This window comes from Streptacidiphilus cavernicola (assembly GCF_042510955.1).
Lineage (GTDB): Bacteria > Actinomycetota > Actinomycetes > Streptomycetales > Streptomycetaceae > Streptacidiphilus > Streptacidiphilus cavernicola.
The window spans coordinates 142,829-165,160 of sequence record NZ_JBHFAB010000002.1 but is presented as its reverse complement, the minus strand read 5'-3'; the positions used below and the strand labels follow the sequence as shown (position 1 = coordinate 165,160).

The 22,332-nt window shown below is 72.9% G+C and carries 19 protein-coding genes; 11 read left to right on the top strand and 8 right to left on the bottom strand.

Features of this window, described 5'->3' with window-relative positions:
* Positions 1 to 64: 64 nt before the first annotated feature.
* The 4 genes from ACEZDE_RS02885 to ACEZDE_RS02870 all read right to left on the bottom strand — a co-directional run bounded on the left by ACEZDE_RS02885 (position 65) and on the right by ACEZDE_RS02870 (position 4,579).
* The gene (locus tag ACEZDE_RS02885) at positions 65 to 1,039 is read right to left on the bottom strand and encodes an ABC transporter permease (RefSeq protein WP_380531585.1); all 975 of its coding nucleotides are present in this window, start codon (positions 1,037 to 1,039) and stop codon (positions 65 to 67) included.
* Positions 1,029 to 1,979, bottom strand: coding sequence for an ABC transporter permease (locus ACEZDE_RS02880; RefSeq protein ID WP_380531582.1), 951 nt, complete (start codon positions 1,977 to 1,979; stop codon positions 1,029 to 1,031). Before ACEZDE_RS02880 ends, ACEZDE_RS02885 begins: the two co-directional genes overlap by 11 nt.
* Positions 1,976 to 3,820 carry a peptide ABC transporter substrate-binding protein gene (locus ACEZDE_RS02875; RefSeq protein WP_380531579.1) on the bottom strand — a complete coding sequence of 615 codons (1,845 nt, stop codon included), beginning with the start codon at positions 3,818 to 3,820 and terminating at the stop codon, positions 1,976 to 1,978. Before ACEZDE_RS02875 ends, ACEZDE_RS02880 begins: the two co-directional genes overlap by 4 nt.
* Positions 3,821 to 4,048: 228 nt before the next feature.
* Complete coding sequence (locus tag ACEZDE_RS02870; protein ID WP_380531576.1) at positions 4,049 to 4,579, bottom strand: hypothetical protein; 531 nt, start codon at positions 4,577 to 4,579, stop codon at positions 4,049 to 4,051.
* A gap of 160 nt (positions 4,580 to 4,739) precedes the next feature.
* On the opposite strand from ACEZDE_RS02870, the gene ACEZDE_RS02865 reads away from it, so the two are divergent.
* Both ACEZDE_RS02865 and ACEZDE_RS02860 read left to right on the top strand, forming a co-directional pair.
* Complete coding sequence (locus ACEZDE_RS02865; RefSeq protein ID WP_380531573.1) at positions 4,740 to 5,240, top strand: hemerythrin domain-containing protein; 501 nt, start codon at positions 4,740 to 4,742, stop codon at positions 5,238 to 5,240.
* A gap of 71 nt (positions 5,241 to 5,311) precedes the next feature.
* Entirely contained in the window at positions 5,312 to 6,202 is an 891-nt protein-coding gene (locus tag ACEZDE_RS02860) for a hypothetical protein (protein WP_380531571.1), read from the top strand.
* A 43-nt stretch (positions 6,203 to 6,245) separates the two neighbouring features.
* Here ACEZDE_RS02860 and ACEZDE_RS02855 read toward each other — a convergent pair whose 3' ends face one another.
* Genes ACEZDE_RS02855 through ACEZDE_RS02845 form a run of 3 tightly spaced genes read right to left on the bottom strand, consistent with a single transcriptional unit; the run spans position 6,246 to position 8,726 of the window.
* Complete coding sequence (locus tag ACEZDE_RS02855) at positions 6,246 to 6,890, bottom strand: response regulator transcription factor (protein ID WP_380532327.1); 645 nt, start codon at positions 6,888 to 6,890, stop codon at positions 6,246 to 6,248.
* A gap of 53 nt (positions 6,891 to 6,943) precedes the next feature.
* The gene (locus tag ACEZDE_RS02850; protein ID WP_380531568.1) at positions 6,944 to 8,314 is read right to left on the bottom strand and encodes a sensor histidine kinase; all 1,371 of its coding nucleotides are present in this window, start codon (positions 8,312 to 8,314) and stop codon (positions 6,944 to 6,946) included.
* A gap of 55 nt (positions 8,315 to 8,369) precedes the next feature.
* Complete coding sequence (locus ACEZDE_RS02845) at positions 8,370 to 8,726, bottom strand: hypothetical protein (RefSeq protein ID WP_380531565.1); 357 nt, start codon at positions 8,724 to 8,726, stop codon at positions 8,370 to 8,372.
* Between the two features lie 192 nt (positions 8,727 to 8,918).
* On the opposite strand from ACEZDE_RS02845, the gene ACEZDE_RS02840 reads away from it, so the two are divergent.
* The 3 genes from ACEZDE_RS02840 to ACEZDE_RS02830 all read left to right on the top strand — a co-directional run bounded on the left by ACEZDE_RS02840 (position 8,919) and on the right by ACEZDE_RS02830 (position 11,248).
* The gene (locus ACEZDE_RS02840) at positions 8,919 to 9,335 is read left to right on the top strand and encodes an STAS domain-containing protein (protein ID WP_380531562.1); all 417 of its coding nucleotides are present in this window, start codon (positions 8,919 to 8,921) and stop codon (positions 9,333 to 9,335) included.
* A 164-nt stretch (positions 9,336 to 9,499) separates the two neighbouring features.
* A complete protein-coding gene (locus tag ACEZDE_RS02835) occupies positions 9,500 to 9,856 on the top strand; it encodes a YciI family protein (protein WP_380531559.1) in 357 nt (118 codons plus the stop codon).
* A 105-nt stretch (positions 9,857 to 9,961) separates the two neighbouring features.
* Positions 9,962 to 11,248 carry an RNA polymerase sigma factor gene (locus tag ACEZDE_RS02830; RefSeq protein WP_380531556.1) on the top strand — a complete coding sequence of 429 codons (1,287 nt, stop codon included), beginning with the start codon at positions 9,962 to 9,964 and terminating at the stop codon, positions 11,246 to 11,248.
* Positions 11,249 to 11,278: 30 nt separating this feature from the next.
* Here the strand turns inward: ACEZDE_RS02830 and ACEZDE_RS02825 are convergent, their stop codons facing one another.
* Positions 11,279 to 12,097: a methyltransferase domain-containing protein gene (locus ACEZDE_RS02825; RefSeq protein WP_380531553.1), complete on the bottom strand. Its 819-nt coding sequence runs from the start codon at positions 12,095 to 12,097 to the stop codon at positions 11,279 to 11,281.
* 98 nt (positions 12,098 to 12,195) lie between these two features.
* On the opposite strand from ACEZDE_RS02825, the gene ACEZDE_RS02820 reads away from it, so the two are divergent.
* From ACEZDE_RS02820 to ACEZDE_RS02795, 6 genes are all read left to right on the top strand, one after another.
* Entirely contained in the window at positions 12,196 to 12,657 is a 462-nt protein-coding gene (locus ACEZDE_RS02820) for an SRPBCC family protein (RefSeq protein ID WP_380531550.1), read from the top strand.
* Positions 12,654 to 13,040 (top strand): ArsR/SmtB family transcription factor, encoded by a 387-nt coding sequence (locus tag ACEZDE_RS02815; protein ID WP_380531547.1) that lies wholly within the window; start codon positions 12,654 to 12,656, stop codon positions 13,038 to 13,040. The genes ACEZDE_RS02820 and ACEZDE_RS02815 overlap by 4 nt, the downstream gene beginning before the upstream one ends.
* Before the next feature lies 1 nt (position 13,041).
* A complete protein-coding gene (locus ACEZDE_RS02810) occupies positions 13,042 to 13,488 on the top strand; it encodes an SRPBCC family protein (RefSeq protein ID WP_380531544.1) in 447 nt (148 codons plus the stop codon).
* A 1,074-nt stretch (positions 13,489 to 14,562) separates the two neighbouring features.
* Positions 14,563 to 15,792, top strand: coding sequence for a hypothetical protein (locus ACEZDE_RS02805; RefSeq protein ID WP_380531541.1), 1,230 nt, complete (start codon positions 14,563 to 14,565; stop codon positions 15,790 to 15,792).
* Positions 15,793 to 15,853: 61 nt separating this feature from the next.
* Positions 15,854 to 17,992: a tetratricopeptide repeat protein gene (locus ACEZDE_RS02800; RefSeq protein ID WP_380531540.1), complete on the top strand. Its 2,139-nt coding sequence runs from the start codon at positions 15,854 to 15,856 to the stop codon at positions 17,990 to 17,992.
* Between the two features lie 123 nt (positions 17,993 to 18,115).
* On the top strand, positions 18,116 to 22,327 hold the full coding sequence (locus tag ACEZDE_RS02795; RefSeq protein ID WP_380531537.1) for a Pls/PosA family non-ribosomal peptide synthetase: 4,212 nt from the start codon (positions 18,116 to 18,118) through the stop codon (positions 22,325 to 22,327).
* Positions 22,328 to 22,332 lie beyond the last annotated feature (5 nt).

The following is a 22,332-nucleotide window of genomic DNA, read 5'->3' as shown; positions in this document are numbered from 1 at the left end:
GACGGGGTGCGGCAGGCAGGCAGGCAGGTCGCGGCGGGGTGGGCGGGGTGCGGGTCGCGGCGGGTCAGGGGCGTCGCAGGCGGACGTCCAGCGCGTCGTGGACGGCGTCGCCGATGAGGTTGAAGGCGACCACGGTGGTGATCAGGATCGCCGCGGGCGGATACACCAGCCACCAGTAGCCGTCGTAGAGGGAGTTGAGCCCGGCGGAGAGCATGGTGCCCCAGTCGGCGTGCGGCGGCGGCAGCCCGAGCCCGAGGAAGCTGAGCGCGGACAGGGTGAGGATCGAGTCGGCGACGGTGAAGGTGCCGCTGACGATGATCACCCCGGCCGCGTTCGGCACCAGGTGCCGCAGCACGACGCGTCCGCCGGTGCCGCCCATCATCCGCGCCGCCTGGACGAACTCCCTGGTCCGCAGGCTGAGCACCTCCCCTCGGACCAGCCGCGCGGCGCCGAGCCAGGAGAGCAGCGACAGCAGCAGCACGATGCCCCAGAGCGTCGGCGCGAACATGCTGACCATGATCAGCAGCAGCACGATGCCGGGGACGGCGAGGAAGGTGTCGACGACCCGCATCATCACCGCGTCGACCAGGCCGCCGAGGTAGCCGGCCACCGCGCCGTAGAGGCTGCCGATGACGGTCGTGGTGACGGCCACCGCGAAGCCGAGTTCCAGCGAGGACCGCCCGCCGGTCATCAGCCGCCCCAGCACGTCGTAGCCGGAGGCGTCGGTGCCGAGTGGATGCCCGCCGCCGGGCGGGAGTTGGGCCAGGTCCAGCTGGACGGTGACCTGGTCGGTCCGGTAGAGCAGCGGCCCGACGAAGCAGAACGCGGCGATCACCGCGACCAGGCACAGCCCGACCAGCGCCCGCCGGTTCCGGAGCAGTGCCGTGACCAGCAGCCGTCCGGAGCCGGGTGGCGCCGGTGCCGGTGCGTCCAGAGGCTCGGCGTGCAGGGGTTCGACGGCCGCGGGCTCAACGTCCAGGGGGTCAACGACCCTGGCCTTGGCGGCCGTCGGGTCGAAGGTCGGGGGCTCAAGCGACATAGCGGATCCGGGGGTCGAGGAGGCTGTAGGCGATGTCGGCGAGCAGGCTGCCGACCACGGTGGCCACCCCGACCACCAGGGTCGACCCGAGCATGATCGGGTAGTCCTTGCTGGTGGCGGCCTGGTAGAAGAGCAGGCCCATGCCCGGGTAGTTGAACACCGACTCGGCGATCACCGCCCCGGCCACGATGCCCGGGGCCGACAGCCCCAGCACGGTGATCACCGGTAGCAGCGAGTTCCGCAGCACGTGCCGGCGCAGCACCAGCCGCTCCGGCAGCCCCTTGGCGCGGGCGACCTGCACGTACTCCTGGGCCAGGGTGCCGATCGCCGAGGACCGCATGTAGCGGCTGAAGCCGGCCACGCTGACCAGGGTCAGTGTGACCACCGGCAGCACCAGGGCGCGCGGGTCGGCCAGGATGCCGCCGACCGACTCCGCCTGCGGCGCCTGCGACGGCAGCAGGTGCAGCTGCACCGAGAAGACCGCGACCAGCAGCAGCGCGAAGAAGAAGTCCGGCATCGAGTACAGCACGAAGGAGACCACGGTGAAGGCGTGGTCCGCCGCCCGCCCGCGCCGTACCGCCTGGTAGATCCCCATCGGCAGCGCGACCGCGAGCGCGAGCAGGGTGGAGAGCCCCAGCAGCACGGCGTCCCGCGGCAGCCGCTGCGCGATCAGCGTGGACACCGGCTGGTTGAGCGAGTAGGAGGTGCCGAAATTGCCCTCGGCGGCCTGCTTCACGAAGCTCAGGAACTGCGCCGCCAACGGCCGGTCCAGGCCGTTGGCGGCGTTGAACACGGCGATCCGCTCGGCGGTGGCCCGGGTCCCGAGGGTGGCCCTCGCCGCGTCGCCGGGGACGAGGTGGATCAGGACGAAGGTCAGCACCATGACCCCGATCACCACCACCAGCGCCTCGCCGGTCCTGCGGAGCAGGTAGCCGGTCACGAGGTGTAGGCCCAGTCCTCGTAGTCCAGTCCGCCCGAGAACGGGTTGAGCGGGACGACGCCCTGCAGGTTCTTCCGGTAGACCAGGATGCCTTCGCGCAACGGCAGCCACAGCCAGGGGAGTTGACGGGCCGCGTAGTCCTCGTAGGCGGTGAACGCCTGGGCCGAGGAGCCGTACTCGGTGGCCTTGATCAGCTGGTCCATGGTCGGGTCGGAGTAGCCGCCGGAGTTGTTGTAGCCGCCGGTGTCGAAGAACCCGGTGCCGTTGGGGTAGAGCGGGTACGGGTCGTAGCCGAACTCAGCCAGCTGCCAGCCGCAGCCGGAGGCCGGGTGGGACTTCGCGGTGCAGGCGCCGATGGTGCTGATCAGCGTGTTGAACGGCTCGGACTTGAGGTTGACGGTGATGCCCGCCTGGGCTTCGGAGGACTTGATGGCGGCGTTCTGCTCGTCCGTGGTGGCACGGCCCGAGGAGTACACCAGGTTGAAGGTCAGCGCCTGTCCCGCGGCGATCCCGGCCCCGCACTGCGCGGCTCCGGTCCCCGGGCTCTGGCAGGTCGTCGCCCCGCCCGGCACCACCTTCCAACCGTGGGCCTGCAGCAGTGCCTTGGCCTTGGCCGGGTCGTACGGGTAGGGGCCGCCGGCCTTCTCCAGCGGCGAGGCCCAGGCCCCGCTGGCCTTGACCGGCACCGGGCCGTTGCCCGGGTCCGCGTAGCCGCTGTAGACCTTGGAGACGATCTGCGGCCGGTCGATCAGCTCCTCCATCGCCTGACGGATGTACAGCTGCTGGAGCAGCGGGCCGACTTGGGCGTTGTAGAGGTTGGGTTCGATCTCCGCGACGCCGGGAGTGGGCACGCTCGCGATGGCGTATCCGCTGGACTGCAGCGCCTGCGCCTGCTTGATGTCGTTCAGCGGCAGCGCGGCGAGGTCCAGCGAACCGCCCGAGCGCAGCGCGTTGATCTCCGGGGTGTCCGTGGTGAAGGGCGTGAAGACGACCTTGTCCAGGACCGGCCGCGGGGAGCCTGAGTAGCCGGAGTTGGGCACGTAGCTGTAGTAGCCGTTGCTGCGGAACTCGGAGAGCTTCCAGGGTCCGTCGACGACCTGCCACAGCGGGTCGGTGGTGAACTCGGTGGTCTTGGCGCCCTCCTTCTGCAGGTAGGAGTACACCGCCTTGGCACCCGCGGTGGTGGTGTCGTTGTCGCCGACCGCGCCGGTCGCCGAGGTCTTGTCCCAGGCGTGCTGGGGCAGCAGCGGGATGGTGCTGAGGACGTCGTCGGTGTAGAAGTCCGGGTTGTAGGCCCGGGTGAGGTCCAGCACCACGGTGTGGGCGTCCGGGGTGGAGACCTTGGCGACGTCCTCGGGGAAGAGCCCGACGAGGTGGGCATTCCAGTTGGCGGCGTTCGCCTTCAGCAGGTTGTAGACGAAGGTGAAGTCCCGGCTGGTGATCGGCTTTCCGTCGGACCAGTTCCAGTCCTTGAGGGTGATGGTGATCCGCTTGTCGCCGTTGGAGTAGGCCAGCGAGCTGTACAGGCTCTTGGCCTTGTTCACCACCGAGTCGGCGCCGTCGCCCGTGTACACCAGGAACGGCCACAGCGGCTGGGTGAGGTTGACGTTGTAGCCGTTCTGGTTGGTCGCCGGAGCCAGCGGGAAGATGAAGTCGGGCTGCGAGCCCACCTCGGCGATGGTGACCGTCCCGCCCTGCTTCACCGCGGCCTGGCTGGCACTGGCGCTCTCGCCGTTGCCTATCGCCCCGCCGCCACCCCCTCCACCGCCGGAGCAGCCGACGGCCACCAGGGTCAGGGCCGCCGCGCCCGCGGCGAGTCTCAGTCGTTGGATAACGCGCATGCCCGTCCTCGTCTTCCTCGTCCTCACAGCGTTGCGTGCCATGGACATGTCACGTCTGTTCGCAGGGGTCTACCCGCGACCGGCGCGGTCCACGCCACCTGGATCATTGATATCAGCGGCTGACGACCGCTCACAACGCTCTGAATATTGCAGGATTACGAAATGTTCGACAGGCGCATGGCCGACGAACTGACGGGGACGGCGCGGAAAGCCGCTCGCGGCTCGGGCTCAGCCCTGTGAATCCGGTCCGGCGGCACGCACCTGCTCGACCTTGCGCATCGCCTCGCGCAGGTCGCCGAGCCAGGTCTCCGCGCGTTCGCCGACCTGCCGGACGCACCACCCCAGGGCGTCGCTGCGGCTGCGTGCGACCCCGGCGTCGACCAGGGTGTCGAGCAGGGTGCGCTCGCTCTGCCGGAGCCGGGTCATCACCGGGACGGAGAGGGTGGTGAACATCTGCGTGGTGTCGCCGCAGACGACGCCCCAGGACACCTTGCGCCCGAAGCTGTGCTCGGCCTCGGAGGCGACGGCGATGCGGGCCTCCCTGCTGCGCTCGCGGAACGCCTTGATCCGACTGGCGACCGCCACGGCACGCTCGGTCTCGGACGCCTCGGGCACGGTCGCGGGGACGGCGATCCGGCCGATGACGGTGATCTCCTCCCGGTCGACGATGATCCCGGGGGCCTCCTCGAACAACCCGTCGGGCAGCCGCCCGGCGAACCAGCCCCGCAGCTTCTCGGTCAGCTCATCTCGTGTAGTCATGTATCGATGATTACATCATTACTAGAACTGGCCAAGGGTTTGTCCGCGGCTGGCCGACCCCGGTCAGGGTGTCGCGTCGGGGGTGGTGCCGGGGCGCGGCGATCATGGGAGGGCCGATCGGCCGCGGACCGCCGCCGGGGCGAGCGAAGGGGACCTTGCTGTGTGCCACTACTGCGGATGCCGGGAGATTCCGCTGATCAAGGAGTTCATCGCCGAGCACGACGCGGTGACCGACCTGGCCGGCGCCGCTGTGCGCGCCATGGACCAGGGCGACCTGGACCGGGCCCGCGCATTGGTCGCCCCCATGGCCGAGCTGCTCCGGCTGCACTGGGCGGGCGAGGAGAACGGACTGTTCGCGGTGATGCGCGAGGACGACGAGTACGCCGACTACATTGCCGCCCTTGAGGACGAACACCGGGAGCTGGCTGCCTTCCTCGCCGCGCTGGACCTCGACGATCCGGCGCAGCGAACGGCGTTCACGCAGGCAGCCGACGAGCTGCGGCACCACATCGCCAAGGAGGAGGACGGGCTGTTCCCCGCCTCCCTGACCGCCCTCAGCGGTGAGCAGTGGAACCTCGCCATGGCTGCCTGGTCCACCGCCCACACCTCACCGACCCGCTCGCCCGCGGCACTGAGGGGTGGGCCCGTCCAGCCGGGGTAGGGCAGGCCACACCCCGGCTGGATGGCGCACCGCAGTGACCGGGGCACCGGTGCCGCGACAGGGTGATCGGCATGACAGCCGAAGGATTTCCCACGCACCGCCGTTCCGTTCACGAAGCCCCGTCCCCGCCGGGCGCGGTCGTCCCTGGTCGGGCGCTCGCCCTGCTCACGGTCCTGGCCGTGGCGCTCGGCGCCGCCTTCGTTCTCGCCCCGGCCCGGCTGGCGGCGGCGGGCACGTCGGACGGCGGCCTCGCCGATCAGCGCAACCTCGTCGGCGCCCTTCGCGCGGCGTTCGTCGACTACTGGAATTCCGGCGAGCGGGCATTGTCGCCGGACATGGCGCGGGTGGTCGACTACTGGTTCCGTTTCCATGTGGCCAAGGGTGTGATCTCGGCGGTTCTGCTGCTGGTGCTGATCGCGCTCGGAACCGTGCTCTGGAAGGCGTTTCTGAAATCCGGTGACGTCCTGGCGGCGGGCGGCAGAATCGCTCTCGCCTCGGCCGGGACCGTCGTCGCGGCGCTCGCGTTCTTCTCGCTGCTGGCGCTGATGGCGAACACCCAGGGTGCGCTGGCGCCGCTCTCGTCAGTGCTGTCGATGCTGCCCTTGGGCTCGCCCGGCGGACGCCTCGCCGACGCCGTTGATCAGGTCAGGCAGGGCCTGGCCGGGTATCCGGGCGGCGGCGCGGGCGCGGCGCCCGCCGTCGCGGTGATGGTGCGTGACTTCGGTTGGTACCACGCGGTGATGGCGGTGCTCGCCTCGGTCGTGGCGGCGGTCTTCGTCGGTGTCGGCGTGCTGGCGTGGCGGCGGCGAGGGGCCGATCGGCGAACGAGGCGGGTGCTGGGTGCGTTCGGGGTCCTTGCGGCGCTGCTGGGGCTGGCCGCGCTCGTCGTCGCGGTGGCGAACACCGCTACCGCTGCGGACCCGGCGCCGGCGCTGCTGGCCTTCTTCAAGGGCGGTTGGTGAGTATTCACTCACCGGTCACCCCGCCACCCTGCCACCCCATCGGTCAGGCGCTGAGGTAGGCGAGGACGGCCAGCACCCGGCGGTGCTGGGCGCCGTCCGGCGGTAGGCCGAGCTTGGCGAAGACATTGCCGATGTGCTTCTCCACCGCGCTGCTGGAGAGCACCAGTTGCCGGGCGATGGCGGTGTTGGAGTGCCCGGCCGCCATCAGTGCCAGCAACTCCCGTTCCCGTGCGGTCAGCGCCTCCAGCGGGTCGTCCCGGCGCTGCCCGGCCAGCAGCTGCGACACCACCTGCGGGTCGAGCACCGTTGCGCCGCGGGCGACCCGGTGCAGGGCGTCAAGGAACTCCTCGACCCGGGCGACCCGGTCCTTGAGCAGGTAGCCGACCGCGCCGGAGCCGTCCGCGAGCAGCTCGGCGGCGTAGGACAGCTCCACGTACTGGCTGAGCACCAGTACGGGGGCGCCGGGCAGCTGCGCCCGAGCGGCGATCGCCGCGCGCAGGCCCTCGTCGGTGTGGGTCGGCGGCATCCGCACATCGACCACCGACACGTCCGGACGGTGCGCGAGCACCGCCTCGACCAGGGCGGGGCCGTCGCCGACCGCGGCCACCACCTGGTGGCCGTCCTCGGTGAGCAGGCGGACCAGGCCCTCGCGCAGCAGCACCGCATCATCGGCCACCACGATCCGCAGCGGGCTGCGGGCCATCGGCTCCCGCTGCGCGTCGGGGGCGGTGCCGTTCGGGGTCAGCGGCATGGCAGCTCCGCGGTGACGGTGGTCGGGCCGCCTTCGGGGCTGGTCACCCGCAGCCTGCCGCCGACCGCGTGCAGCCGGTCGTCCAGGCCGCGCAGGCCGTGTCCCTTGGCCAGCGCCGCGCCGCCCACGCCGTCGTCGGTGACCCAGACCCGGAGCACCCCCTCGCTGTGGCGCATGCCGATGGTGCAGCGACGGGCCCGGCTGTGCTTGGCCACGTTGGTGAGGGCCTCGGCGACCACGAAGTACGCGGCCGTCTCGACCGCGGCGTCCGGCCGGGGGCGTGGGGGATCGGCGGGGTCCGGGCGAGCGGTGTCGAGCTCGACCGGGACGACGCAGCGCGCGGCCAGGTCGGCGAGCGCGGCAGGCAGGCCCCGGTCGACCAGGATCGGCGGGGCGATCCCACGGGACAGGGCGCGCAGCTCGTCCAGGGCCTCTTCCGCCTGGACGATCGCGTCGGCGAGCGCCTCCCTGGCCGCGTCCGGCCTGCTGTCGAAGTGGTGCCGTGCCCGGCCCAGTTCCATCGCCAGCCGGACCAGCCGCTGCTGGGGGCCGTCGTGGATATCGCGTTCGAGCCGGCGCAGGGCTGCCGCCTCGGCCGTCACCGCGGCGACGGTCTGCGCGCGGGCGGTGTCCCGTTCCTGCTCAAGTCCGTTGATCCTGCGGTGCAGCGCCGACAGGTCGGACAGCAGCGCCGCCCCCAGCCCGGCCTGCGCGGCCACGCAGGCACGGGTCACCAGCGGCAGGGCGCACAACGCGAGCAGGCCGACCACGACCGCGAAGGCCACCCGCTGGCCCGGCGAGGTCAGCCCCAGGCTCAGCGCGATGTGCGACTGGGAGCCGCCCAGGTAGAGGTTCATCGGCCGGAGCGACCCGGAGGTGTAGGGGTTGCGCAGCGGGGACGACAGGGTGGCCACGCCGACGAACCACCACAGCGCGGTCAGCGCCGAGGTGACCAGGACGACGGGGAGCACCAGCGCGGCATGCGCCAGGTCCAGCCACAGCCCCGGGTCCGCCCCGGCGGTGGCTGTCCCCTTCGGCGGTCGAGGGTGCACCCGCCGCCCCGCCCCGTCACCGGGGAGTACCGGGAGTACCCGGGCGATCCGCCACCGCTCCAGATCGGCAGGCCAGCGGGCCGACTCCAGGGCCGCGGCCACGGCCGACGACCTGCTCGGCAGCAGCAGGCCGACCGCAGCGACGCACAGCGCGCCGAGCACCAGCAGCAGGCCGACCAGCGCGCACACCGGCGCGGTCAGCAGGTACAGCGACTCCAGCAGCGTGCGACGCCCCAGGCGCACGGCGGACCCGGCGGACGGTCGCTGCCGCCCCGCAGAGGTGACCGCGGACGCCAACGACTCAGCCATGCGCCCAGCATAATCGGCCGCGCGCTGCGGATTCCGGCCCCGGTGGACGCACAGGTCAGAGCCAGCGTTCGGCTGCCTCGACGCTGTCGCCGCCGCTGGTGTTGAAGGCCAGCGCCGCCCCCGGCGCGTGTCGTCGGACCAGGTTCAGCACCTGCTCGAAGAACGGCAGCAGCGGCTCGGGCTTGCGAATCCCGCCGCCGATGACCACGACGTCCCACGCACGTTCGGTGAGGGCCGCGATCAGCGCGGGCTCGGCGGTGGCGTCGAGCCCGACCAGCGTCATCGCGGCGTCGATGCCGTGCTCGCCGAAGCGGGCCAGCTCCTGGTCGAGGGCCGCACGGATCGCGTCGCCGTCCATACCGGGCACGGGCACGGCGTGCGGGTCGATACCGAGGACGAGGGTGGATTTCATGTCCTGTGCAACGCCCGGCCCGACTGCCCCGGTTCCGGGCGCGTGTCACCCGTTCGGAGGACGGGGGCGGGTCCCGGGCATGGCCTCGGCACAACGGGTAGGAGTCCGTGCGAACGGTGGCGCGGATCCATGGACGGATCCCCTGGACGGAGCCACGGACCGACGGAGCACGGGCGGGGGCGGTGGACGACGATGGACGACGAGCAGACGGAACAGCAGATGCCCGCGCGGCCCGCGCCGAGCGTGCGCGTGCAGGACTGGGCCGGGGAACTGGCGGTGGTGGAACTGGGCGGGGAGCTGGACCTGCTCGCCGCGATCGCGCTCGGCTCGGCCGTGGACCAGGTCACCGGGGGCTTCTGGCCCAGGGTGGTGCTGGACCTGCGGACCGCTGACTTCATCGACGCCGGAGGCCTGGGCCTGCTGGTCCGCGCCCGGCGCCGGACGCACGCCCACGGGGGCCGGATGGCGGCGGTGGCCACCGAGCGCAGCGTCCTGCGGATACTCCACGCCAGCGGGGTCGCCAGGCTCATCCCGCTGGCCGGCTCGGTACCCGACGCCGTCGCCCGACTGACCGCGGACCGGACGGCGGACCCGACCGCGGACCGGTGAGCTTCTGCGCGGGGCGTTGCCGCGGCGCCGTCGCCGAGGCGTCTCCGCCGCGGCGCAGAAAAAGTGCCGGGAAAAGATTCCGCCCGCGTGTCGATTCGGTCGGGGCCCGTTCGACGCCCTAGGTAGGGGCTGGAAGACAGCCCGCACCGAGAGAGGACCCCGCCATGCGTTACATGATGCTGCTGCAGCTCGACCCGGCCCTGATGCCCGAGTCCGGACCCACCCCCGAGCTGATGGAGGAGATGGGCAAGCTGATCGAGGAGATGACCCGGGCGGGCGTCCTGCTCGACACCGCGGGCCTCGGCCCGCTGGAGCAGAGCACCCGGATCCACCTCGCCGGAGGCAAGCAGACCGTGACCGACGGGCCGTTCGCCGAGGCCAAGGAGTTCATCGGCGGATACCTGCTGGTCCAGGCGAAGTCGAAGGAGGAGGCGGCCGAGTGGGGGTCGCGGTTCCTGGCGATCCACGGCGACGAGTGGGAGTTCGTCATGGAGATCCGCCAGGTGATGGAGGCGTCGTAGCCGTACCGCCCGCGGCATGAGCCCAGTCGGCCGGCCGCTCAGCCGCTCAGTCGCTCAGCCGTGGGGCGTCCGTTTGGCGCGGGCGCCCCGCGGCTGCTCTGATGGGTGGTTGTGGCAGCCGACCAGGACCGGATCCGGCACACCGTCGAGGCGGTGTGGCGGATCGAGTCGCCCCGGCTCATCGCCGGGCTCACCCGGCTGATCCGCGACATCGACACCGCCGAGGAACTCGCCCAGGACGCCCTGGTCGCCGCGCTCGAACAGTGGCCGCAGTCGGGCGTCCCGCGCAATCCGGGCGCCTGGCTGATGGCCACCGCCAAGCACCGCGCCGTCGACCTGCTGCGCCGCAACGAGCGGCTCGCCCGCAAGCTCCAACTGCTGGGCCACGAGCAGGAGATCGAGCAGCGGCAGCAGCAGGACGGCCCGCCCGGCGGGGCCGACCCGGAGGACATCCAGGACGATCTGCTGCGCCTGGTGTTCACCGCCTGCCACCCGGTGCTGTCCCGGGAGGCCCGGGTGGCGCTCACGCTGCGCCTGCTCGGCGGGCTGACCACGGAGGAGATCGCTCGGGCGTTCCTGGTGCCGGAGCCCACCGTCGCCCAGCGGATCGTCCGGGCCAAGCGGACCCTGGCCAAGGAGGAGGTCCCGTTCGAGGTTCCGTACGGGCCTGAGCTGGACGAACGGCTGGGGTCCGTGCTTGAGGTGGTCTACCTGGTCTTCAACGAGGGCTACTCGGCCACCGCGGGGGACGACTGGATGCGGCCCGGCCTGTGCGAGGACGCGCTGCGGCTGGGCCGGGTCCTGGCCGGGCTGATGCCGTCGCAGCCGGAGGTGCACGGGCTGGTGGCGCTGCTGGAGATCCAGGCCTCGCGTTCCGCCGCCAGGACCGACGCGTCCGGAGCCCCGGTGCTGCTGCCCGACCAGGACCGTTCGCGCTGGGACCAGCTGCTGATCCGCCGCGGCTTCGCCGCCCTGGTCCGGGCCGAGGAGCTCTCGGCCGCGGGCGGCGGCTACGGCCCGTACACCCTGCAGGCGGCCATCGCCGCCTGCCACGCCCGCGCGCTCACCGCGGCGGAGACCGACTGGGCCCGCATCGCCGGGCTCTACGAAGCCCTTGCCGCCAGGGCGCCGTCCCCGGTGGTCGAGCTGAACCGGGCGGTCGCCGTCGCCAAGGCGTACGGTCCGGCCGCAGGGCTCGCGCTGGTCGACGCGCTGGCCGAGACCGACACGCTGAAGGGCTACCACCTGCTGCCGAGCGTCCGCGGCGACCTGCTCGCCCGGCTCGGACGGCGGGCCGAGGCGCGCAGGGAGTTCGAGCAGGCCGCCGCGCTCACCCGCAACGGCGCGGAGCGCACCCTGCTGCTGGAGCGCGCCGCCGCCTGCGGGGAGTGAGGACGCCCCTGGGTGAGTCGGCGTCAGATCTCAGGCGGGCCGGTGGGCCAGGACGCCGAACATGGTCACCGACATGTGCAGGGCACCCCTCGCGGCAGCCGCGGTGAGGTCGGCGTAGAGGGCGTCCTGCTGCTCGGCGCTGATCAGCCCGCCGCGTACCGCCCCCTCGCCGAGCATCCGCACGATCGGCCAGTTGACCTCACGGGGGTTCTGGACCAGCGCCTGCGAACCGATGTCGTCCACCAGGAGACCCGCTCCGGTCAGATTCTCCAGCAGCCGCCGACCGGCGTACGGGTTGGCCGCGGCCTTCAGCGCGCCGCCGGTCAGCGCGGCGACGACGGCGGGGTCGCCGGGGTGCAGGATCGTGGTCGCCCAGTCGGTGTCGAGCAGGGCGACCCGTCCGCCGGGCCGCAGCACCCGGGCGATCTCCGAGGCGGCCCGCTCAGGTTCGCCGAGGTGCTGGAACACCCGCTCGCACCAGACCAGGTCGACCCCGGCATCGTCCAGCGGCAGCGCCAGCGCGTCGCCGTCGACGAAGCGGGCCGTGCTGCTCGCCGCGGCGGCCCGCTGCTCGGCGACCGCGCGCAGGCCGGGGTTGGGCTCGACCCCGACCGCGTCGCCGTGCGGGCCGACCGCCGCCGCGAGCGCCAGGGTCTCCGACCCGGTGCCCGCGCCGACGTCCACCGCCCGCTCACCGGGGTTCGCCGCCAGCCCGAGGTGCGCCCACCCGCGCAGGCGCCGCACCCCCGCGCTCGCGGCCTGCGCGTCCAGCGCGCCGACCAGCCTCTCGGTCATCGCATCGGACATGTTCCCGGCATGGAACGCGGACGTCGGCCGCGGGGCGCTCATACGACCACTCTAGGACGGCGCCGTGGCGCAACCAACGGTTGCGTCGAGCGTGTCTGCCGCGTAGTGTGATGTGCAACCAAACGTTGCGGGAGGATGAGATGGAATTCGGAACCATCGAGCGCGAGGTCTACGTCGAGGCCTCGCCCGAGGTCGTCTTCGAGGTGGTGAGCAGCCCCGACCACCTCAAGCAATGGTGGCCGGACGACGCCCGGTACGAGCCGGTCCCCGGCTCCTCGGGGGAGATCGTCTTCGGTGACCGCGACGCCGACGGGATGGTGGTGGCGCTCACCGTCGTGGACGTGCGACCGCCGCGGTTGTTCTCGTTCCGCTGGACGCACCCGGCCGACCAGGTCGCGGCGGAGGGCAACTCGTTGCTGGTCACCTTCGCGCTGACGCCGTCCGGCGGCGGGACGCTGCTGAAGATGACCGAGGCCGGCTTCCGCGAGATGGGCTGGGAGGCCGCCGTCCTGGAGCAGCAGTACCAGGAGCACAGCAGCGGCTGGGACTTCTACCTGTCGCGGCTGGCGCCGTACCTCGCGACGTTGGAGCTGCGGCCGTGAGCACCGCGGTGGCCGGGCAGGTGGACGACGACCTCTGGTCCGCGATCGGGGACCCGACCCGGCGCCGGATGCTCGACCTGCTGCTGGTCGAGGGCGGCGGCACCGCGACCACGCTGAGCCGGAGCCTGCCGGTCACCCGTCAGGCGGTGGCCAAGCACCTCGGCGTCCTCGACCGGGCCGGACTGGTCCGGGCGACCCCGGCCGGGCGAGAGCGGCGCTACCAGGTGGACGATGTCCAGCTCGCCCGCGCGGTGGCCCAGTTGGCGTCGGTCGGCTCGGCCTGGGACGCCAGGCTGCAGCGGATCAAGCGGATCGCCGAGACGATCCAGCGCGCCCAGCAGGAGCAGCAGGAGCAGCAGGAGCAGGACGGAAGGGAGAACTGAGATGGCGGACATTCTGCACCGGGTCGGCATCAAGGACTCGGCTCCGGAGAAGGTGTACCAGGCGCTGACGACCGTCGACGGCCTGGCCGACTGGTGGACCGTCGACACCGAGGGGAGCGCCGGCATCGTCGGCGGCATCGTCCGGTTCCGCTTCGCGGTGGGCGGCTTCGACATGGAGGTGGTCGAGCTGCGGCCGTCCGAGCGGGTGGTCTGGCGGGTGGTCGACGGCCCGGAGGAGTGGATCGGGACGACGGTCGAGTGGAAGCTCCGCCAGGAGGGCGACTACGCGATCGTGCTGTTCGGGCATCAGGGCTGGAAGGAGCCGGTGGAGTTCATGCACCACTGCAGCACCAAGTGGGGTTCGTTCCTGATGAGTTTGAAGTCCCTGCTGGAGACTGGCGAGGGCGCTCCGGCGCCGCGGGACGTCCAGATCAGCGACTGGCACTGAGCGCCGTCCGGGCCCGACGGTGGCTGGAAACCGCCGTCGGGACGGCCGGTGGGAGGGGTTCGGGCGAAACGCCCGGGACGTGGCCTTTGGAACCCTGCGCCACCACCCGCGTCGGCCGGACTGATCCACCCGGTCGGCGCGCTCGCCGTCGGCGTCTGCCGCGGGAGCGCCGGGTCGGGGTGAGGCGGCGGGCCGGCAGTGGCCGCCCGGAGTCGATCGTCGGCAAACGAGGTGCCGCCGCCCCGGTCGTAGTGGCCGGAGCGGCGGCGGCTCCGTTGAGGAACGGGGCCGGGTCCGCCGCGCGGATCGCGTGTCGACCCCTGCCTGTTGGGGCCCTGCGCGGAACGCCCGCGAATCAGGAGCGGGCCGGGCCGCCGGATTTCGCCGAATTTCCTCGGCCGTTCCGGGCGGCCCTTTCTTCGCGTTTACTGGGGTGTGGGAAATCCAGCCGCATGCCCGCCCTGATTCCGGGGCGAAGTCCGGACGATCATCGAATATCATGCACATGACATATCTGGTGACGGACAGTCAACTCACGTGGAATGAGTGGCAAGTCAGCGGCCTGGAGCTTTTCGGACGTCCTTGATGCGGACATGTTGACGGGCCGTCAGGTGACGTGGAACTCTCTCAGCGATGTGGACGCATGCGAACACGCCTTCGCGGATCCATCACTTCGCCTTTACGTCATCTGCACCGCACCGTAATGCCGGCACCGCGCCTATCCGGCTGCGGCGTCGGGCAGAGCTCGATCGGAGCCACCAGCTCCCCAGCGACCTCCCGAAGCGTCGGGAGACTCGGGCGCGACCGCGTCCGAGCCGTGTCACACGAGCGACAAGGAGTTCACCATGAAGAAGTTCACCGTGCGCAAGGCCGGTACCGTCCGGCTGACCTCGGCCTCCACCACCTGCTACTGCGGCGGCGGCCCCGTCATCCTCGCCTGACGCATCGTCATCGGGCCGTAGGGGGATGACGTTCCGCCCCTTCGCGGCCGAGTCGGCTCAGCGAAAGGTCCGGGCCGCGCGGATAGCGGCCCGGACCCTCCTGGAGTGTATCCGCGGACGGTGAGGTGGGGGCATGGACCTGGCGGCACTGGATCTCGACAAATCCCTGAGGCTCTACCCGCTCACCTTCCTGGAGGAGGGCGAGGAAGTCACCGTCGGGCGGCCCGACATCGACTCCTACGGGCTGTTCCCGGTGGACGCGGCGGCGCTGCTGCGGCGGCTGGAGGCGGGGGACTCGCCGAACGAGGCGGCCCGCTGGTTCGGCGAGGAGTACGGCGAGCAGGTCGACATCCTGGAGTTCCTCGAAGTGCTCGACGAGTACGAGATGCTCGTCCCCGAGGGCGAACAGGTCGCCGAGGCGAAGGCGGTCCGCTGGCAGCGGCTCGGCACGGCGCTGTTCTCGCCGCCGGCCTGGGTCCTCTACGCGCTGCTGATCGGGGCCGGAATCGCGGCCATGGTGCTCGACCGCCATGTGGCGCCCCGCTACCAGAACATCTTCTTCACCAGCTCGTCGCTGGTCGCGCTGACCCTCGGCAATGTGATCGGCCAGGCCCCGTGGATCCTGCTGCACGAGGGCGCGCACGCCGTGGCCGGGCGGCGGCTCGGGCTCAACTCCACGCTGCGGATCGGCCGCCGGTTCTACTACCTGGTGTTCGTCACCTCGCTGGACGGGCTGGTCGCCGTCCCCCGGCGGAAGCGCTACCTGCCGATGCTGGCCGGAATCCTGGTCGACCTGCTGGTGGCGTGCGCGCTGACGCTCGCCGCGATCCCGCTGGTGCGGCAGCCCGGGGCGGCCGGGCTGATCGGGCGGCTGTTCCTGGCCATGGCGTTCGGCACGCTGATGCGCTTCGCCTGGCAGTTCTACTTCTTCCTGCGCACCGACCTGTACTTCCTGGCCACCACCGTGCTGGGCTGCAACGACCTGCAGACCGTCGCCCGGCAGACGCTGCAGAACCGCTTCTGGAGCCTGCTCGGACGGCGGGAGAGGCTGGTGGACCCGGAGGGCTGGACGCCGCGGGACCGCAGCGTGGCCCGCTGGTACGTCTGGCTGATGGTCGCCGGATACACCCTGATGACCGCGCTGCTGGTGATCGCGGTGATCCCGACCGCGGTGCGGATCACCGAGCTGGCCGTGCACAAGCTGGTGGCCGATCCCACGCCGCTGAACGTCACCGACACCTGCGTCTTCCTGGTGCTGAACTTCGGCGAGCTGGCCATCGCCGGTGTGCTCGCGATCCGCGGCTGGCAGCGGCGGGGCGGCCGGGCGACCCGCGCCGCGGTCGCCGAGGAGATCGCGGGCTGATCCCCGGACTGGTCTCCGGGTCGATCGACCCCTACCGGGCTTCTCTTGCAAGGAGGTTGGGATGAACGAGTTTCTCCGCACCCATCACTGGCTGCGCGGCGGCCTGCGCGCCGACCGGGCACTGAGCCTGCGCGAACTGAGCGAGCAGAGCGGCGTCGGCGGTGACGTCGGTGGCGGTGACGTCGGCGGCGGCGTCCTGGTGCTGGACGCACACCGCCGCCTGCGCGGCCCCTACACCGCGGCGGGCCGCCTGGTCAGCGCACTGGTGCCGCGGGTGCTGCCGCTCGACCCGGATCTCGTGCACCGCTACGACATCGAACTGCTCTCCGCCGCGCCGGAGTTGAGCGCCATCGTGCCCAGCTCGCGGGAGACCCTGACCTCGATGGCGATTCCGGCGGAGCGCACCCGCTACTACGCCCGGCTGCGGACCGTGCGGATCGGCAACGGCCTGGTGGAGTTCGTCCGGGACAGCCCGGCCGAGGTCGGGCCGCGGGTGCTGGTGGTGGAGAACGTCGACCAGGCCGACCCGACCGACCTGGAGTTCCTCGGCTCACTGCTGCGCCGGGTCCCCGCGGAGCGGCTGTGCGTCGTGGTCTGCACCCCGGACGTCGACCCGCGCGACGACGCCCTGCTGGCCGTGCTGCGGAGCAGCGCCCGGACCACCCCGGTCGTCGGCTCGACGCCCGGTGCCGCGCCCGGTGCCGCGACCACTGCGGACGCCGACGAGGAGCTGGCCTGGAGCCATATCGCCGCCGACTGCACCGGTGACGACCCGGCCCTGCTCGCCGCCTACGCCGCGCTGGACCCCGCCGTCCGGGCCGGGCTGCACGACCGCAGGGCCGCCGAGATCGAGGCGCTGGACCAGGAGTCGTTGCGGATCGGGGCGCTCGCGCACCACCGCGAGCACGGGACCGACCCGGCGGACGCGGGCGTCCTCGCCGTCTTCCACGCCATGGACCACTGCCTCTGCCTGGGCTTCTACGAGGCCTGTGTCGAGTACGGCGCCCGCGGGATCGCCCTGGTCGACCCCGGGACCGAGCACGACCGCTGGTGGGCCTTCGTCAAGGGGACCACGCTGGCCCTGTCGATCCTCGGCCGCACCGAGGAGGCCGAGCTGATGGACGACCAGGCGCGGCTGAACTCGGTGAAACCGGGCGTGCACACCAACGCCGCGTACTCGACCGCCATGCTCTACACCCGCCACAAGGACCCCGAGCAGCGCGACCAGCGCAAGGCCAAGTCCTGGCTGAACGCCGCCATCGCCACCGCCTCCCTGATCGCGGACCCGCACGAGCGCGCCTTCCAGAGCGCCTTCTACCGCAACGGCCTGGCTCTGGTGGAGGCGAACCTGGGCCAGCCGGGGGAGGCGCTGCGGCTGGTGGACGAGTGCATCGAGAGCCTGGACCGGCTGCTGCCGCCGGGCGACCACCTGCTGCACCGCTCGGTGCTGAAGAACAACCGGGCCAGGGTCTACCTGGCCCTCGGCCGGCTCCAGGACGCGCTGGCCGACTACGCCGTGGTGATCGAGCAGGACCCGAACCACGCCGAGCACTACCTGGAGCGCGGCAACATCCTGCGGCAACTGGGCCGTCCCGAGGAGGCCGCGGCGGACTACGCGACGGCGATGCGGCTGTCGCCGCCGTTCCCCGAGATCTACTACAACCGGGGCGACCTGCGGTTCGGCGAGGGCGACACGGACGGTGCGCTGGCCGACTTCAGCTACGTGCTGGAGCTGTCGCCGGACTTCGTCGACGCCTACGTCAACCGGGCTGGCCTCTACCTGGAGCAGGGCGACTGGGACGCCGCGCGCGACGACGCCCTGCACGGCCTCGAACACGACCCGGAGAACCCCTATCTGCACGCGGTGCTCGGCCAGGTGTTCGCCGAGGCGGAGGACTTCGCCGCCGCCAGGGCCGCCTTCGACCGGGCCCTGAAGGCGGACCCGGACCTGGTCTCCGGACTGGTCGGACGCGCCGTGCTGGCGTACTCGACCGGCGACCTGGCCACCGCCGCCGACGACCTGGACCGCGCGGTCGGGCTGGACCCCGACGACCCTGCCCTGCACTACAACCGGGCCCTGGTGCACCGCGACTGCGGCCGCACCGACCAGGCGCTCGCCGATCTGGAGGCCGCCGCGGCGCTGGCCCCCGACGACCCCGACGTCCGGGAGGAACTGGCCCGGCTCTCCGGTGGCTCCTGACCCATCCAGTAAATGATGGCTTATCAGGATTTACCAACATTATGCGCAATTCACAGTTACCCGGGCATCGCGCGCTCGTCAATCAAGGTGGAATTCGGCACCTGACTGACGAGAGCGCGGAACGTGAAACCCGAGAACGTCCCCGCGGCGACGCTGCCGCAACCGCGGGCCGGTTGGCCCGCGGCTCCGGCGGCCCCCGCCCGGACCCTGGTCGACATCCTGCGAGCCGCGGTGCGGGACACCCCCGACGCACCCGCGCTGGACGCGGACGGCGCGGTGCTCGACTACCAGGGCCTGTGGGCGGCGGCGGGCGCGGTCGCCGCGCGGCTCACCGGGCTCGGGATCGGCCGCGGCGACCGGGTCGGTGTCCGGATCCCGTCCGGGACGGCCGAGTTGTACACCTCGATCCTCGGCGTGCTGGCGGCCGGCGCGGCGTACGTCCCGGTGGACGTGGACGACCCGGACCAGCGGGCCGAGCTGATCTGGCAGGACGCCGGGGTGCGCGCGGTGCTGGGTGCGGGGGGAACGGTGCGGCTCGCGCCGGGGCTTGCGGCGGACCCCGGGTCGGACCCGCTGGCTGACCCGCCGGCGGGAGTGGGAGCGGCGCCGGCGCCGGGTGGCGAGGGCCGGGCGCGGGGCTGGGACGGCGGGCCCGTGCCGGGGGACGACGCGTGGGTGATCTTCACCTCGGGAACCACCGGGCGTCCCAAGGGCGTCGCGGTCACCCACCGCTCGGCCGCCGCCTTCGTCGACGCCGAGGCCGGGCTGTTCCTGCGGGACGCCCCGCTGGGCCGCGGCGACCGGGTGCTGGCCGGGCTCTCGGTGGCCTTCGACGCCTCCTGCGAGGAGATGTGGCTGGCCTGGCGGCACGGCGCCTGCCTGGTCCCGGCCCCGCGCTCGCTGGTCCGGGCCGGCGCTGAACTCGCGCCCTGGCTGGTGGAGCAGGGCATCACCGCGCTGTCCACGGTCCCGACGCTGGCTGCGCTGTGGCCGGTGGCGGCGCTGGACGCGGTCCGGCTGGTGATCGTCGGCGGCGAGGCCTGTCCCGCCGAACTGGTCACCCGGCTGGACCGGCCGCACCGGGAGTTCTGGAACACCTACGGGCCGACCGAGACCACCGTGGTCGCCTGCGCGGCGCTGCTGCGGGCGGGGCGGGAGGTGCGGATCGGCACTCCGCTGGACGGCTGGGAGATCGCCGTCGTGGACCCGGACGGCGACCCGGTCGGCTGGGGCGAGACCGGTGAGCTGATGATCGGCGGGGTCGGCGCGGCCCGCTACCTCGACCCGCTCAAGGACGCGGAGCGGTTCGGCCCGCACCCGGCCCTGTCCGGCGACCGGGTCTACCGCAGCGGGGACCTGGTCCGCGCCGACCCGGCCGGGCTGGTGTTCGTCGGCCGGGCCGACGAGCAGGTCAAGCTGGGCGGACGCCGGGTGGAGCTGGGCGAGGTGGACGCCGCGCTGGCCGGGCTGCCGGGGGTGCGGGCGGCGGCAGCGGCGGTCCGGGACACCGCGAGCGGGGGACAGGTGCTGGTCGGCTACCTGGTGCCGGAGCTGGGGGCCGAGACCGAACCGGCTGCGCTGCGACGGCTGCTGCTGGAGCGGCTCCCCGCGGCCCTGGTGCCGGTGCTCGCGGTGCTGCCGGAGCTGCCGACCCGCACCTCGGGGAAGGTGGACCGGGCCGCCCTGCCCTGGCCGCTGCCGTCCACCCTGCCGCCCGCGGTGCCCGCGCAGGCGGGCGGGGCGGACAGCACGGGGCCGGGCGGCGGGAGTGGGCTGCGCGGGACGGCGGCGCGGTTGGCCGAGCAGTGGCGTGACCTGCTCGGCGTCAGCGTCGACGCCGACGCGGACTTCTTCGCCCTCGGCGGTACCAGCCTGGCCGCCGCCCAACTCGTCTCCGCGCTACGGGAACGGCACCCCGGCCTGTCGGTGGCCGACCTCTACCGGCAGCCCCGGCTCGGCGACCTTGCCGCCCACCTGGAACTGACCGCCCCGCTGGGCAGCTCCGCCCACCCGGACCGGGCCGAAGCGGCTCCGGCCCCCTCGTCGCCGCTGCCGCTGCCGCCGTCCGAGCGGCGCCGCAGCGCGCCCGTACCCCGGGTGAGTGAACGTTCACTACGCTGGAGCGGCCTCTGTCAGGCGCTGGTGCTGATCATGCTTCAGATCGTCGGCGCGGCCCGCTGGGTGCTGGTGCTGGCCGCGCTCAACAATCTGCTCAGGGACGACCTGCTCGGCCTCGGCGCCCTCGGCGGCCACGGCTTCGCGCAGTTGCCGAGCTGGACCCAGCCCACCTCCTGGTGGGCCATCGGCGCGGGCTGGCTGCTGCTCAGCAGCGCCCTGGGCCGGACCCTCCTCGGCGCGGCCTGCGCCCGGCTGCTCACGCTGGGGCTGCGCCCGGGGGCCTACCGCCGCGGCGGTCGGGTGCACCTGCGGCTGTGGACCGCGGAACGGCTGGTCGCCGCCTTCAATGTGGCCGCCGTCGTCGGCACCCCGCTGGCCCGTCGCTATGCGCGGCTGCTCGGCTGCACCGTGGGCCCGGACGCCGACCTGCACACCATGCCGCCGGTCACCGGCCTGGCCGAGTTCGGCGCGGGCTGCTCGCTGGAACCCGAGGTGGACGCGGCCGGCTGGTGGCTGGACGGCGACCTGCTGCGGCTGGGCACGATCACCGTCGGCGCCGGGGCCAGGGTCGGCACCCGGGCGATGCTGATGCCCGGCGCGGAGATCGGTCCGGGCGCGGAGGTCGCCCCCGGCAGTTGCGTCACCGGCAGCGTCCCGGCCGGAACCCGCGCCCACGGCTCCCCGGCCCGCCCGATCCCGACCCCGCCGCTGACCGTCCCGGCCCCGACGACCGCCGAGACCCCGACAGCCACCTCGGCCCCGAAGACGGTCCCGGCCCCGCCGGTCACCGCGGCCTGGCCCGCGCAGCGCCTGCACCGCTCGCGCATTCGCGACCGGGCCTGGGACCTGGTGTACGGGCTGTCGCTGCCCGCGCTGCAGCTGCTGCCGCTGCTCGCCGCGGCGCCCGCGCTGCTCGCGCTCTACGCCCTGCTCGGCCGCGATCCCAGCGCCGGGCAGGCCTTCGCCCGGCTGCTGCTGGCCTCGCTGCCGCTGGCGCTGCTCAGCCGGGTGCTCTACGCCCTGCTGCTGGCAGTACTGGTCCGGCTCGGCTCACGGAGCGTCAGGGCGGGCCTGCACCCGGCGCACGGACGCGTCGGCTGGTCGGTCTGGCTGGTGCACCAGCTGATGGGGACCGCCCGCGCACAGCTCTTTCCGCTCTACGCCTCGCTGGCCACCCCGCACTGGCTGCGGCTGCTCGGGGCAAGGATCGGCCGCCGGGTCGAGGCCTCGACCGCGCTGATGCTGCCCGGCCTGACCACGGTCGAGGACTTCGCGTTCCTCGCCGACGACACCCTGCTCGCCCCGTTCGAGCTGTCCGGGGGCTGGCTGGGGCTGGGCCCGGCCTCGGGCGGGCGGCGCTCCTTCGTCGGCAACTCGGCGATCGTCGGCCCCGGCCGCGGCCGGGCCGACGACTCGCTGGTCGGCGTCCTCTCCGACGCCCCGCCGGAGGCCGTGCCCGGCAGCTCCTGGCTCGGACGGCCCGGCTTCCCGATGCAGCGGGTCGCCGAGACCGGCGACACCACCCGCACCTACGACCCGCCCCGGCGGCTGGTCCTGGCCAGGGCCGCGGTCGAGCTGTGCCGGCTCGCGCCGACGGTGTGCGCGGTGCTGCTCGCGGACCTGGCCGCGGTCGGGCTGCAGGCGCTGCTGCTGCGGCAGGGACCGCTGGCGTCGCTGCTGCCGGCCGGACTGATCCTGCTGCTCTGCGGCGTCGCCGCCTGCGCCCTCACCACCGCTGCCAAGTGGCTGCTGATCGGACGCTTCCGCAGCGGCGTGCAGCCGCTGTGGAGCTCGTTCGTCTGGCGCAACGAACTCTTCGACACCTTCGTGGAGGAACTGGCGATGCCGATGCTGGGCAGCAGCCTGGTCGGCACGCCGTTCCTCACCCTGTGGCTGCGCAGCCTGGGCGCGCGGATCGGGCACGGGGTGTGGTGCGAGACGCACTGGCTGCCGGAGACCGACCTGGTCGAGCTGGGCGACGGCTGCACCCTGAACCGGGGCGTGGTGGTGCAGACGCACCTGTTCCACGACCGGCTGATGCGGATGGACCGGATCAGGGTCGGGGCCGGGGCCACCGTGGGACCGCACTCGATCGTGCTGCTCGGCGCGGCGGTCGGCGACGCGGCGGCGGTCGGCCCGTCCTCGCTGGTGATGCGCGGCGAGTCGATCCCGGAGCGGAGCCGCTGGCTCGGCAACCCGGTCACCGCCTGGGACTGACCCCG